Raw genomic sequence first — 13,445 nt, 5'->3', positions numbered from 1 at the left:
ATGGCGGATTTCGGGATGGATGATGAGGAACTGGAGCAGATGTACCAGGAGGTGATCCTGGATGCAGCCCGGGATCCTCACGGGCGTGTAGGGGATCAGGCTGATGGGGGAGATGACTCTGACGGCGACGGCGTGACCATCAGGGTGGAGCACGAGGCCTGCCTGGCTGCCGAGTCCCACCAGTTCAATCCCACCTGCGGGGATCAGGCCACCATCCATGTGGAGGTGGCGCCTGGCGAGCAGGGAGGTTCCGACCTCATCCAGCGAATCGTCTGGCAGGGTTCAGGCTGCTCCATCAGCCAGGCCAGCCTGTCCATCATGGTGGATCTGGTCCAGGGGCAGACCGTTGACCATGCCATGGATCTGGCTGCCGACTTCCGCAAGCTCATGGAATCGCGCGGAGCTGGAATCGAGGACGAGAAGGCGCAGGAAGCCCTTGGTGATGCCATGGTCTTCCAGGGCGTGTCCAAGTATCCCATGCGAATCAAGTGCGCCCTGCTGGGCTGGGAGGGTATGAAGGCCTCGGTGGCCCAGGCCCTGTCAGCTGGGCGAGAGAGCGACGAAGGTGAGAAGGAGGATCAGGTATGAGTGGCAATACGAATTTGGTGCCCGAACCCCAGGATTCCATCCTGGCCTCGGTGGGCAGGGCCATCAGCGATCCTGGCACGGCACAGGCTCTGGCCAGCAACCCCTTGGGCGCGGAAACGGTTCTGAAATCGACAGAGGGCGGTTCCATGCGTCAGGTCGATGGCCAGGCGGATAAGAAGTCCGGTTTGGCCAAGTCTGACGATCAGCCTGCCGACCAAGATGCCCCTGAAGTCACCCCTGAAAGTTTGTCAGCGGACCAGGGCTCGAATGATCACACCTCGGGCAGCGAGCCGGTCGCAGATAGCGAGGAAACCGCGGCCCAGAATGCAGCTGATGCTGAGGCTGCCGCTGAGGAGGTCATCCCTCTCAAGGCCGTCGACGACATCGGCCGGGCCACCGCGGAGGATGTCAGGGAGGCCCTGCATCAGGTCATCGACCCCGAGCTGGGCATCGATGTGGTCGACCTGGGGCTGGTCTATGGCATTGAAATCGACGAACTGGGAAGGGCCATCATCACCATGACCCTGACCACGCCGGCCTGCCCGCTGACTGACCTGATCGAGGACCAGTGTGCCAGCGTTTTGGCGGGCCTGGTCGAGGAGTTCCGCATCGACTGGACCTGGTCGCCGCGCTGGACCTTGGACATGATTACTCCTGAGGGTCGCGAGCAGCTGGCCGCCATCGGTTTCAACTTCGAGAACATGCCCACCTATCAGTGAGGCATTCCGTCCTGTAGGCCATTTCGGGTCCTCCCGTGCGAATACACTGATGATTCCGGTCCGCCGTGACCGGCACGGCGCACGAGAGAAAGCACAGTGAAATGGCATTGTCCATGGGCTGGAAACTGCACGGCGACGGGAAAACATTGGCTCCGGGCGAGGTTGTGGAACCCGATGAGCGACTCACATGGCCACGAACGGCTGGCATCGGCGCCCAGCATGTCATCGCCATGTTCGGCTCCACCTTCCTGGTCCCCATTCTGACCGGATTCGATCCCTCTACGACCCTCTTCTTCACGGCCATGTCCACGGCCCTCTTCCTCTTGATCAACCGCAACCGTCTGCCCTCCTACCTGGGCAGCTCCTTCGGCTTCATCGCCCCGGTCCTGGCAGTGACCACCGCCCACAAGGGTCTGGCTGTGGCCTCCTTTGGGATCATGGTCACCGGCGCCCTGCTCTTCCTGATCGGCCTGATCGTCCACTTCGCCGGCTCGCGATGGATCGATCTGATCATGCCCCCGGTGGTCAACGGCGCCATCGTGGCCATCATCGGCTTCAACCTGGCGCCCTCGGCCTGGAAGAACTTCAAATCCGCACCATTGACCGCCCTGGTCACCCTGGTGGCCGTCATGCTGATAGCCGTCCTCTTCAGGGGGTTGATCGGCCGGCTCAACATCCTTCTGGGTGTCATCGTCGGCTATGCCTTCGCGGTCACCCAGGGCCAGGTCGACTTCGCGGCTGTGGAGAAGGCCGCCTGGTTCGGTCTGCCTCACTTCCACACCCCGCAGGCCGACCCGTCCGTCCTGGCCATGTTCATCCCCGTGGTCCTGGTCCTGGTGGCCGAGAACATCGGTCACGTCAAGTCCGTGGCCCTGATGACCGGACGCGATTATGACGATCAGATCGGAACCGCCCTGATGGCCGACGGACTGGGCACCACTCTGGCCGGGCTGGGCGGAGGCTCGGGCACCACCACCTACGCGGAGAACATCGGTGTCATGGCCGCCACCAAGGTCTACTCCACGGCCGCCTACTGGTGCGCCGCAATCTTCGCCTTCCTGCTCTCCCTCTGCCCCAAGTTCGGGGCCATCATCAACACCATCCCCACAGGCGTTCTGGGCGGGGTCACCACCATGCTCTACGGCATGATCGGCATGCTGGGTATCCGTATCTGGGTGGAGAACAAGGTGGACTTCGGCAAGTCCGTCAACATGACCGTGGGTGCCGTCGTCATGATCGTGGGCATCGCGGACTTCACCTTCGCGGTTGCCGGGGTCAGCTTCAACGGCATCGCCATCGGCTCTGTGGCAACGCTGGTCATGTACCACGGCCTCAAGGCCATCGGCCGCTGGCGTGGAACCATCGACCCGGACGACTACATCCATGAGGATTCGCAGGCCGTCTCCCAGCAGAGCTGATTACGCCGGAGTCGCCCGACCCTCCGTGGTTGCCTGATACTCGAACGTTGTCTGCGTTCGAGTATCGCCTGATGCCAAGGGTTGCCCGTTGTCAAGGTTTGCTTGATGCGGGAGATTGCCGGATGTTAGTGCTCGCCCGATACCAAACCGATATTAGGTACTCAGCCATGAAGTGAGCTAGCGGAGGGCAGCAGGAATTTGCTGTATAGTTGAGGGCTCAGTTGGCGAGGCTCAGTCAGCTTGCTGAGGTCTGGTCGCGTAGAAGGCCACGGCGCTCGAGGCAGCCACATTCAGGCTGTCCACGTCATGGCTCATGGGGATGCGCACGGTCAGGTCCGCCCGGGCGATGGTCCTGTGGCTCAGTCCGTCCCCTTCGGTACCGAATATCAGGGCCAGGCGATCGATCCGATCGGGCCCGTGCCCTAGACGCTCAGACAGCTCGTCCAGGCTGATGGCATCCCAGTTCAGGGCCATGGCCGCCGTGGTGAAACCCAAATCATGCAGCTGCTTCATGCCCTGGTCGGGCCAGGCGTGGACATCGTCGCCGCCGATTCTTGTCCAGGGAACCTGAAAGACCGTGCCCATGGAGACCCGTGCGGCCCTGCGGTACAAGGGGTCGGAACAGGAAGGGGTGACCAGGACCGCATCCACCTGCAGGGCTGCCGCCGAACGCATCAGCGCGCCGATGTTGGTGTGGTCGACAATGTTCTCCATGACGGCTATCCGTTTTGCCGAGCGGCAGATATGCTCCACGGTGGGCAGAGGCCAGCGTCTCATGGCGGCCAGTGCGCCCCGATGCAGCCGGTAGCCGGTGATGGTCTTGAGCTGTGCTGGGCTGGCTACGTAGACGGGAATGTTGGGTCCGAAGGCTGCGTCCACCTGGTCGAACATGGAGCGCATCCCCTCCAGCCAGGGCTCTTCCACCAGGAAGGAGATAGGCTCAACCCCGGCATCAAGGGCGCGGGCGATGACCTTGGGGGACTCGGCGATGAACAGGCCCTTGGCGGGCTCCAGACGATTGCGCAGCTGCGGCTCGGTCAGCCTGGTATAGGCCTCGATCCTGTCATCGTCGATCGAGTCGATTCTCACCTTGAGCACGCCTGCCATACCTCCTTCTCGTTCTGACAACAGCATAGGCGGCGCAACCGAAAACAACCGGTCGCGCCGCCTAAGGCAGTCGGAGTTTCAACTCTGCTGAGCTATTACTTCTTCTCTTCTGCAGCCTGACGGTCGGAGGCAGCGATGCGCTTGGCGATCTCGCCTTGAGGGCCGAGCTCGGGCAGGAGCAGAACGAAGACATCGGAGAGCAGGAAGATCATGCTTTCCAGTCCCAGGTTGAGCACGTAGTTGCCCTTGCTGACCGAGGAGATGATGATGGGCAGCAGGAAGGCGCAGAGAAGGCCAACAGTGCTGACCAGACCGCCGGCGCTTCCGGCATACTTACCGCGAATCTCAGGCAGGGCGAAGGGCATAGCCTGGACGATGGGGCCGTTTATGGCACCGAAGGCGCCCGAAACAAACATGATGCAGCAGAGCAGACCCACGACCGGGGCCTTCTTCAGCATAAGCACCACTGCCCAGAAGTAGACCATGAGTGCAGTACCCACCAGAATGGTAGCGAAGAGGTAGCCCTTCCACTTGCCCAGACGAGAGCTGATCATGGGTCCGATGATGGATCCTGCGATGGATCCCAAGGCAGCTGCAGAGGCAACCAGACCGGCTGAGGTCTTGTTGAAGCCGTTGTTGTTGATCAGCGTCTGGGGAATGAATCCAGCGAAGGCGGTGGATGCGGCCATGGAGCAGCCGTAACAGAGGGCGATCAGCCAGACATTGCGGCTCCTTGCCGCGACATTGAAGTACTTGAGCGGAGAATCGGTGGCTGGCGGCAGCTGCACTCCTTCAGGAGCGTCACGAATCAGGAAGACCCAGAGCAGGCTTGCCACGGTCAGGATGATGGCTGCGCTCAGATAGGAGGTGCGCACAGAGAACCGGGGAGCAACCATCTGGGCCAGGATGACCCCGATGCCGGCCGAGCCGTAGAAGAATCCCATGGCGATTTGCGTCTGATCGCCGAACCAGACACTGAAGATCTTGACCAGGTTGGCGTTCAGGGCAGCGATGCCAGCCCCCAGCAGGAACATCGAGAGCATCTGCAAGGGGAAGTTGAGGCCGAAGGTCCTGATGTAGGCGCCGACCACGGCGATGGCCAGACCGGTCAGCACTACCTTCTTGGGGCCGACACGGTCACCGATGGTGCCCATGGGGATGCTGAGGAATACTGCGGTCAGCATGGGCATGAGCAGCAGAGTCGAGAATCCGGCCTGGTCGATGTGCAGCATGGGCATCAGGTAGACCGCAAGGGCGGATATCTGGTACTGCATGTAGTTGGACAGAATGCCGATCAGGCAGACCACGGCCGCGATGACCCAGCGGTAATTGGATGATTTTCGAGTGTTCATGTTCTCTCCCTCCACGATTTACGTGGAACAGGTGACCTAGTGACGGTCTCCGTCCAGCAGGCACTCCTCGAATGCCGGACGGAGCAGGTCGATGTTCTCCTTGTTGACATCGCGGCGCAGGTTCCAGCCGTTCTCGTCGATTACCATGGTGTCTGGATGGTCGACGCTGTAGGACTCCCAGGTATCGCCGGCGCCGCTGGCAGGACGGCCGGTGGTTGCGAAGGAGCACCAGGCGTCGTTCATCTCATCGGACAGGTGCATGGGCGGCACCTCGCCGGTCAAGGTCTCGGGCAGGTCAGGCCGCTGGGTGTTATGTAGTACGAAGGGCAGCTCAATGGCATGGCAGGAGCCCATGCCGGGGATCTTGGAGGCGTAGGTGAACAAATACTGGTAGACGGTGTTGTACTTGGACTGGTACTCGCACATGAGGTTGGTGCCAACCCTGAAGCCGATCTGGTTGGTGTACTCCAGATAGCTCTCAGCGGGGTCTTCTCCGGGGTGAGCCTGCTCCCAAAGCTGCTCGTAGCGCTCGGAGTCCAGCTTGCCGTCGAAGTGGAAAATGGCCTGGTGGTGCCAGAAGTCGGGCATTTCGTTGGCGAAGTCCTTGAAGTAGAGCTTCCAGTAAGCGAACTCGTCGGCGTTGCAGCCCAGCATGATTTCCACGTCCTTTGCGGCACCGTCCTTGAATGCCTGGAGAGGCTTGGCCGGAAGGTAGTCGCCGTCGGTGGTGGGAGCGAAAATCAACGAGATCTCATGGATATGCTTGGCGAAGAAATCTCCGGTGAACTTCATCATGATGTCGCCGACGGGCAGGGCCGCCAGCTCCTGGGCAGTCTTGCAGCCCATCATCTCCATGAATTCTTGGGCATAGGGAGCCGTGGATTCCGGGGTGTTGTAGAGCTGGATGGGGCCGGATTCGCCAATGGCCTTTTGGAAGAGTCCCTTGGCGGCTGGGGCGACGGTCAGCAGCATGGTGGAGCCCGAACCGCAGGATTCGCCAAAGAGGGTGACCCGGTCAGGATCTCCGCCGAAGGCAGCGATGTTCTCCTGGACCCACTGCAGGGCAGCCACCTGGTCCATGAGCCCTAGATAGCCTGACTGCCGGTATTCGTCGCCTCCGGGCAGCCCCGCCAGGTTCATGTACCCGAAGAGGTTGACCCGGTAGTTGATGGTGACATAGACAACATCGTTGCGCTTGGTGAAGTTGCTTCCGTCATACATTGGGTCGGACGAACCACCCTCCACGTAAGCGCCGCCGTGAATGAAGACCATGACGGGCAGCTTTTGGGCGCCCTCATGACCGACCCAGACGTTCAGGCTCAGGCAGTTCTCGCTCTGCTGACGGCGAGAGGCATACATGACGGGATCGTACTTCTGCAGGGCGGAGTCACCGTAGTGAGTGCAGTCGTAGTCTCGGTGCTCAGGATCCAGATGTTCCGGTGCCTTCCAGCGCCGTGCGCCGACGGGAGGCTTGGCGTAGGGTATGCCTAGGTAGGCGATGGTCCCCTGAGGGGTGGTGATGCCATGGTAGGTGCCAAATTCTGTGGTGACGGTTGGCATGATTTTCCTTTCTGCGAGGTAATGATCGGTCGGCGGTTGTGTCCCCGTCGACCCTGGATGAATTTCACCCTATGGCCTGGTGTCAGACGAGGGTCAAATCGAGCAAACAGTCATTGCGGAAGTTTGAATTTGAAGATGTAGGTAGAGGGCAAAACCCTTGCAGGGCAAGGTCTCCAGGCTGATATGATGGATTGTGTCCACAAAAGGTCACGGTGAGAGGGGCATGAAAAACCTTAGGGTGGGACCAGACCCTTGCAGGAGGTAGTTATGGAAGTCAAGGCTGACGACACAGAAAGCCTGATGGAGGAGGGCTACACCATCCGTCAGACGGCACGCTTATACGACATCACGACCGAGACCTTGTATTACTATGAGCAGATCGGGCTGGTGGTGCCTCGCCGCAATCCGGTCAATGGTTACCGTCTCTATGGACCAGATGACTTCGCTCGGCTCAACGTTATTCAGGCCCTTCGGAAGCTGGATTTCAGTCTGGACCGCATCGGACAATACTTGGACAATCGCACTTTCGATGCCACACTGTCCTTGATTGACGAGGAAGTGGAACATGTGGACAGCCAGATGCGATATTTGGCCTCCATCAAGCGAGGCCTCTTGAGCAGCCTGCAGAAGTATACGCAGGCCATGACCTCCATATCCCCGGCACGGACCGTCATCGTCCATCGTCCCCTGCGTCATTGCGCTTTGGTGTCTGACCACATGATCGACTATGACCGGATCCCCTTTGCATTCGCCCACTACACGGCACTGCACCACGAGACACTGCAGATCCTCAATACGCTGACCTGCTATCAAGTGGATGCTTCACGCCCGGTCAAGGGCTGGTTCCCGCCCAAGGCCATCCTGCTCTACTGTCCCGATCCGGGGTTCAGTGGTGATTATGATCTGCCAGCCGGCACCTATGCCTCTTGTACCTTTGTGGGCAGTTTTGCCCGCTGCAGACAGATCCATGGCAAGATGTTGGAAGATCTGAAGACCATGGGTTACCGTGCGGACGGGGATCCCTTGGAGTTCTGTCTCATCGGCGAATATGAGTCCAATGACTTCGATGAATATGTGAGCAGGATGGAGATCCCTGTAGTCCCCAACGACGTGGAATCGAGTGTCCGGAACGGGAGTTGAACCCGTACGCCTGTATATATATAGGCACTAGCACCTCAAGCTAGCGCGTCTACCATTCCGCCACCCGGACAGGTGCGTAATCGCAACGGAGATAATCATAGCATCTCAGGCGGCATTGCGCACTGGGCGATTGGGGGAGCGTGTCGTCATGGGGGGCGCTTTTCGGCTGCGGGCTGTAGCCTAACACCATGACTGCACCCCTCTTCCTGCTGGATCCCGACCACGATGATTCCCCGCTGGCCAGCGATGAGCTCCACACTGGCTGGCGCCTGACCCTGCCCGAGCACATCCGTCGTCATGCCCTGGGCTCCATGAGGCTGAAGAACGGGGACCAGCTGGACCTTTCAGACGGAGTGGGACTGCGCATCAGCGCCCTAGTCAGGGATGCCTCGACCGGCCTGGTGGAGGTCACCGCTGTTGGGCGGCAGGCACCTCCTGAAAAAGAACTGATTCTGGTCCAGGCCCTGGCCAAGGGCGGCAGAGACGAGCAGGCCATCGACATGGCCACCCAGATCGGGGTGGATGAGGTCATTCCCTGGCAGGCCGACCGGTCCATAGCCAAATGGAGGCCTGGCCGCAACGACCGGCACTGGGAGGCCGCCTTGGACGCGGCCACTGAGCAGAGCCGGAGGTCCTACCGTCCTCGACTGCAGAATAAGGTGGACAGCCGTGGTCTTGCCTCCTGGTGCGGGAAGGCGACCGATCAGGGAGGCCTGGTCCTGATACTGCACCAGGACGCCGATCTTGGATGGGATGCGGTCCGTAAACGCATAGACAAGCTTCCAGCGAGCTCGTCGATCGCCGTGGTTGTGGGTCCCGAGGGCGGGATTGCCGATCAGGAGATTCAGACCATGATGAGGCATGGGGCTCTGCCGGTCCGGTTGGGCGGCAACATCCTCCGGGCCGCTCTGGCCGGCCCCGTGGCCCTGACCCTGCTGGCGGACATGCTGGGCCGCTGGCAGTCGGAAGCCCCTGAGCCCAGCGCATGAAGTCGCGCGCAATATACGACCTCGACAATAAGATGGAAAACAGCGAAACACCAAAAACAGCAATGTCGGCAAACAGTAAGGAGTGGTCATGAGCGATGGCGATCGACAGGAGGACTGCATTTTCTGCAGAATCGTGGCAGGGGAGGTTCCCAGCGAAAAGGTCTACGAGGATGAGACCGTCTACGCTTTCAAGGATGCCAATCCCAAGGCCGCCGTCCATGTCCTGATCGTCCCGCGCCGCCACTACGCATCGGTGGCCGAACTGGCCAAGGCTGATCCTGAGACTCTGGCCCACATCGTCCAGGTGGCGCAGCAGATCGCCGACCAGGACTTCCACGGAGCCTACCGACTGATCTTCAACACGGGGGAGGATGCCGGCCAATCGGTCTTCCACGTCCACGCCCATGTCCTGACCGGACAGGTATTGCCCGAGTGAGGCCCATGTTCACCATCGTCATCGTGCAGGAAGGGAACCCGTGGCGGTAACTACGCGAACCCTGGAGATTCCGGAGGGGATCGATCCGGTTCAGGTGCTGGGGCCGGAGGATGCAGTCATCGACAGGATCGAGCGCGCCTTCCCGGCAGTATCCATCCTGGTTCGGGGCAACCGGATCGTGCTGCGGGCCCAGGACCGGAGGGGCGATGTTCAGGCGGCCCAGATCCGGGACCTGCTGACCGAACTCATGCAGACCGCCGATCAGGTTCCCCTGGATGCCGATCAGGTGGGGCGAATACTGGATCACCGTCGCTTGGGGGCCGTCGACGCAGCCGATTACTCCCGTCCAGCAGAGCAAAAAATCACGGGCAGCAATACGCCAGACCAAACCTTCGTAAACTACAAATCGCAGGATCGCAATACGACAGACAGTACTTCTGTAGACCGCAATCATCGGGGAAGAGCCATTGCAGAGCCGGAGAGGGCCAAGGCCGTAGAAGACATCAAGTATCCGGGTCATGCAGCTCCTGCTGCAGTTCGTCGCCGCCCCCTGACCCAGGCCTCCAAGGGTCTGATCAGGCCCAAGACGGCTGGCCAGTCCGCCTACGTGGCGGCCATTGAAACGCATACCATCACCTTCGGCATCGGTCCGGCCGGCACAGGCAAGACCTATCTGGCGGTGGCCAAGGCCGTTCAGGAATTCCGGGCCGGGCGCATCGGGCGCATCATTCTGACCAGGCCTGCCGTGGAGGCGGGGGAGAGCCTGGGCTTCCTGCCCGGCACCCTCAATGAGAAGGTCGACCCCTATCTGCGGCCCCTCTACGATGCCCTGGCTGACATGCTGGGCACCTCGCGGCTCCACCGACTTCTGGCCGATGAGACCATTGAGGTGGCTCCGCTGGCCTACATGCGCGGGCGCACACTGAACGATGCCTTCGTCATCCTGGATGAGGCGCAGAACACCACCCGCAGGCAGATGAAGATGTTCCTGACCCGCCTGGGCTTCAACACCAAGATGGTCATCACCGGCGACGTCACCCAGGTGGATTTGGGTGGGCCTGCATCTGGTCTGGCCACTATCGAACAGGTTCTGCACGGCATCGACGATATTGCCTTCGTGCACCTGCAGGCGGCCGATGTGGTGCGCAATCGGCTGGTCGGGCAGATTGTCCGGGCCTACGACCGCGCCGATCAAGCCCGCAACCGGGGACGGGAGCAGGCATGAGCGTTGAAGTGACCAACGAGACCCAATGGCTGATCGATGCCAAAACCTTCTCCGATCTGGGAGTGTGGGTGCTGGACCAGATGCGGGTGAGCACCCAGTCCGACATGACTATCATCTTCAACGATCCCGAGCCCATGGCGGTGCTGCACGAGCGCTGGATGAACCTGGTCGGCCCTACTGATGTCATGAGCTTCCCTATGGACGAGCTGCGTCCCGGCGACGAGAACCATCAACAGGAGGGCATCCTGGGCGACATCGTCATCTGCCCCTGGGTGGCGGCACAGCAGGCTCTGGCTGCCGGTCATTCCACCATGGAGGAGATGCTGCTGCTGGCGATTCACGGCACCCTGCATCTGCTTGGATACGACCACGCCAGCAGGGAGCAGGAGGCGCAGATGTTCGGACTGCAGCGCCAACTCCTGCTGACCTTCCTGGCCCTGCGCCAGGGGCCCATTGCGGATGCCGCGCTGCCGGCCGGGGCCACCAATGCTCTGGCAATCTACGAGCGGTACGGCCGTGATGCCCACCGGAGAGGCGAATCCCATGAGTGAGCGGACCATCGCCGCCCTGGTGGTCATGGTTTTGGCCGTCATCGCCCTGGTCGTGCTATCCCTGGCGTTGGCAGAGGCCCAGGGGGCGCTTAACCGGGTGACCCGATCCAGTCTCAACAATTTGATCCTGGGCCTGCAGACCGACCAGGAACTCAGCCAGTTCTCCAGGATGAAGCGGATTGACCGCATTCACCGGGCCCAGAGCCTGATTTCCCAACGGCAGGTGACCGGAAGCGCCTGTGCCTTTTTCCGCATCATCTGCGACATCATGGTCGGCGTCCTGGTGGCCTGCATGGCTGCTCTTGGCGGTCTGCCCTTCTGGGAGCAACTGCTCTGCGGAGTGGTCATGGCCATCCTGGTGGCCGCCGTCTCCGTCACCCTGGGTCCTCATGGCCGCTCCCGCCAGCCCATGGAAGCACTGCTCAAGCACGTCCGTCTGGTCGGGCTGGCTGTCCTCCTGACGCCTTTCAAGCGTCGGCGGCAGGCCCAAGCCCGTTCCCGCATAAACCATCGCGGTGACCTTTCCGACGACGAGGAGTTGGAGAAGATCCAGATCGAGCAGGGTCGTGCCATGGTCGACCAGCTGGTGGAGGCCGGCGCCTTCGATCCGGAGATCTCCGAGATGCTGAAGAACGTGCTGACCCTGTCGACCACGCTGACCCGCGAGATCATGGTCCCTCGCACCGACATGATCTGCATCTCCAAGGATGCCAGCCTGGACTCAGCCCTGAAGCTCTTCTCCCGGTCGGGGTTCTCCCGCATTCCCGCCATTGGGGACGACGTGGATGACCTGGTCGGCATCGTCTATTTGAAGGACGTGGTCCGAGCCCTGGCTTTCAACCGGAAGGGCGACAGATCGGTCGCCTCCATCATCCGTCGACCCGTCCTGGTGCCTGAATCCAAGCCGGTGGACGACCTCTTCCACTACATGCAGCGCTCCCGCCACCACCTGGCCGTGGTCGTGGACGAGTACGGGGGCATCGCCGGCCTGGTCACCATCGAGGATGCCATCGAGCAGATCGTCGGCGAGCTGGAGGATGAGCACGACCGGGTCCAGCACGATGAGCCCAAGCAGATCGGACCACACACCTGGCAGCTGCCGGTCCGCACGCCCATTGCCGACCTGGAGGAGCTCTATGAGATCACGATCGACGAGGACGACGTGGATACGGTCTATGGCCTGTTGACCAAGCTGCTGGGTTCCGTGCCCGTTTCGGGCTCATCGGCGGTGACCCGGGGAATCAGGCTGACTGCGGGCGAAGCGGTCGGCCGTCGGAAGAAGATCGCCACTATCGTGGTCGAGCCAGCCAACGGATCCAGCATCGCCCTTGAGGACGGCGCGGAGCAAGAAGACCAACAGACCAACGGGGATCAACCCGAGCAGGACAGTCAGGAGAATTCATGACCAAGGAAGAACACAGCGATGCCAAGGCGCCGGTCCACCGATCGGGCTTCGTGGCGGTAGTGGGCCGACCCAATGTGGGCAAGTCCACGCTCATGAACGCCCTGGTGGGCAGACCCATCGCCATAGCTTCCTCAAGGCCGGAGACCACCCGCAAGGCCATCCGGGGTATCATGACCCATCCCGAGGCCCAGGTGGTCCTGGTCGACACCCCGGGCATCCACCGTCCGCGCACCCTGTTGGGCCAGCGGCTCAACGACGTGGTGGAGGCCTCCCTGTCGGATGTGGATGCCATTGCCGTTTTGTTGCCGGCCGACCAGGCCATCGGCCCTGGCGACCGTCGCATTCTCAGTCGGCTGCGGTCCGATTTCGCCCGCAAGGACAAGGACGGCAAGTGGGTCTGGCGAAAGCCCTTGATCGCCGTAGTGACAAAGATTGACCAGCTGAGCAAGGGGCAACTGGTGGACAAGCTCCTTGAGATTGGCGCCTTCGCCGACTTCTCCCAGATTGTTCCGGTCAGCGCCCTGGAGGCTGACAACGTGGACGAGGTGGCCCAGGTGTTGATGGATGCCATGCCCGAGGGTCCTCAGCTCTACCCGGATGACCAGCTGACCGAGGAGCGTCCCGAGGACATGATCGCCGAGCTGGTCCGCGGAGCCTACCTGGAGGAACTCGACGACGAGCTGCCGCACTCCCTGGCTGTCCGTGTGGAGTCCATCGAGCCGGATCCGGAGGGCGGGCGCGACACTGTCCATATAGGTATCTACGTAGAGCGCGATTCGCAGAAGCCCATCGTCATTGGGCGGGGAGCCGAGCACCTGGTCCGGGTGAAGAAGAAGCTACGCACCGCCGTCAACCGAACCATGGGACGCAAGGTCCGGTTGGATCTGCACGTCAAGGTGGCCCGCAACTGGCAGACCGACCCCAAGCAACTGGAGCGCCTGGGGTTCTGATCGCG

At 61.4% G+C, this 13,445-nt stretch carries 13 protein-coding genes and 1 tRNA gene; 10 read left to right on the top strand and 4 right to left on the bottom strand.

Translation table 11 applies throughout. The features are described 5' to 3' along the window. From sufU to ACUIAI_RS03810, 3 genes are all read left to right on the top strand, one after another. Entirely contained in the window at nucleotides 1–588 is a 588-nt protein-coding gene (gene sufU / locus ACUIAI_RS03820) for a Fe-S cluster assembly sulfur transfer protein SufU (protein WP_445342699.1), read from the top strand. Beyond that, on the top strand, nucleotides 585–1,307 hold the full coding sequence (locus ACUIAI_RS03815; RefSeq protein WP_445342698.1) for a metal-sulfur cluster assembly factor: 723 nt from the start codon (nucleotides 585–587) through the stop codon (nucleotides 1,305–1,307). Before sufU ends, ACUIAI_RS03815 begins: the two co-directional genes overlap by 4 nt. Nucleotides 1,308–1,408: 101 nt before the next feature. Then, complete coding sequence (locus ACUIAI_RS03810) at nucleotides 1,409–2,725, top strand: uracil-xanthine permease family protein (protein WP_445342697.1); 1,317 nt, start codon at nucleotides 1,409–1,411, stop codon at nucleotides 2,723–2,725. A 231-nt stretch (nucleotides 2,726–2,956) separates the two neighbouring features. Here ACUIAI_RS03810 and ACUIAI_RS03805 read toward each other — a convergent pair whose 3' ends face one another. The 3 genes from ACUIAI_RS03805 to ACUIAI_RS03795 all read right to left on the bottom strand — a co-directional run bounded on the left by ACUIAI_RS03805 (nucleotide 2,957) and on the right by ACUIAI_RS03795 (nucleotide 6,744). Continuing rightward, a complete protein-coding gene (locus ACUIAI_RS03805; protein ID WP_445342696.1) occupies nucleotides 2,957–3,832 on the bottom strand; it encodes a TrmH family RNA methyltransferase in 876 nt (291 codons plus the stop codon). 95 nt (nucleotides 3,833–3,927) lie between these two features. After that, the gene (locus ACUIAI_RS03800; protein ID WP_306220903.1) at nucleotides 3,928–5,184 is read right to left on the bottom strand and encodes an MFS transporter; all 1,257 of its coding nucleotides are present in this window, start codon (nucleotides 5,182–5,184) and stop codon (nucleotides 3,928–3,930) included. A 36-nt stretch (nucleotides 5,185–5,220) separates the two neighbouring features. Continuing rightward, a complete protein-coding gene (locus tag ACUIAI_RS03795) occupies nucleotides 5,221–6,744 on the bottom strand; it encodes a carboxylesterase/lipase family protein (protein ID WP_445342695.1) in 1,524 nt (507 codons plus the stop codon). A 267-nt stretch (nucleotides 6,745–7,011) separates the two neighbouring features. On the opposite strand from ACUIAI_RS03795, the gene ACUIAI_RS03790 reads away from it, so the two are divergent. Beyond that, entirely contained in the window at nucleotides 7,012–7,884 is an 873-nt protein-coding gene (locus tag ACUIAI_RS03790) for a MerR family transcriptional regulator (RefSeq protein WP_445342694.1), read from the top strand. On the opposite strand, the gene ACUIAI_RS03785 is transcribed toward ACUIAI_RS03790, so the two are convergent. Further along, a tRNA-Leu gene (locus ACUIAI_RS03785) sits at nucleotides 7,866–7,954 on the bottom strand. The genes ACUIAI_RS03790 and ACUIAI_RS03785 overlap by 19 nt on opposite strands. Before the next feature lie 118 nt (nucleotides 7,955–8,072). On the opposite strand from ACUIAI_RS03785, the gene ACUIAI_RS03780 reads away from it, so the two are divergent. The 6 genes from ACUIAI_RS03780 to era all read left to right on the top strand — a co-directional run bounded on the left by ACUIAI_RS03780 (nucleotide 8,073) and on the right by era (nucleotide 13,440). Beyond that, nucleotides 8,073–8,873: a 16S rRNA (uracil(1498)-N(3))-methyltransferase gene (locus tag ACUIAI_RS03780; protein ID WP_445342693.1), complete on the top strand. Its 801-nt coding sequence runs from the start codon at nucleotides 8,073–8,075 to the stop codon at nucleotides 8,871–8,873. An 88-nt stretch (nucleotides 8,874–8,961) separates the two neighbouring features. Then, the gene (locus tag ACUIAI_RS03775) at nucleotides 8,962–9,309 is read left to right on the top strand and encodes a histidine triad nucleotide-binding protein (RefSeq protein WP_288804494.1); all 348 of its coding nucleotides are present in this window, start codon (nucleotides 8,962–8,964) and stop codon (nucleotides 9,307–9,309) included. A gap of 40 nt (nucleotides 9,310–9,349) precedes the next feature. Then, a complete protein-coding gene (locus tag ACUIAI_RS03770) occupies nucleotides 9,350–10,534 on the top strand; it encodes a PhoH family protein (protein ID WP_445342692.1) in 1,185 nt (394 codons plus the stop codon). After that, nucleotides 10,531–11,085 carry an rRNA maturation RNase YbeY gene (ybeY, locus tag ACUIAI_RS03765; protein WP_445342691.1) on the top strand — a complete coding sequence of 185 codons (555 nt, stop codon included), beginning with the start codon at nucleotides 10,531–10,533 and terminating at the stop codon, nucleotides 11,083–11,085. Before ACUIAI_RS03770 ends, ybeY begins: the two co-directional genes overlap by 4 nt. Further along, nucleotides 11,078–12,490, top strand: a complete 1,413-nt coding sequence (locus tag ACUIAI_RS03760; RefSeq protein ID WP_445342690.1) for a hemolysin family protein — start codon at nucleotides 11,078–11,080, stop codon at nucleotides 12,488–12,490. Before ybeY ends, ACUIAI_RS03760 begins: the two co-directional genes overlap by 8 nt. Then, nucleotides 12,487–13,440, top strand: coding sequence for a GTPase Era (gene era / locus ACUIAI_RS03755; protein WP_445342689.1), 954 nt, complete (start codon nucleotides 12,487–12,489; stop codon nucleotides 13,438–13,440). The genes ACUIAI_RS03760 and era overlap by 4 nt, the downstream gene beginning before the upstream one ends. Nucleotides 13,441–13,445 lie beyond the last annotated feature (5 nt).

The organism is Bifidobacterium sp. ESL0827 (genome assembly GCF_052606685.1).
This window is presented reverse-complemented; position numbering and strand designations above follow the sequence as displayed.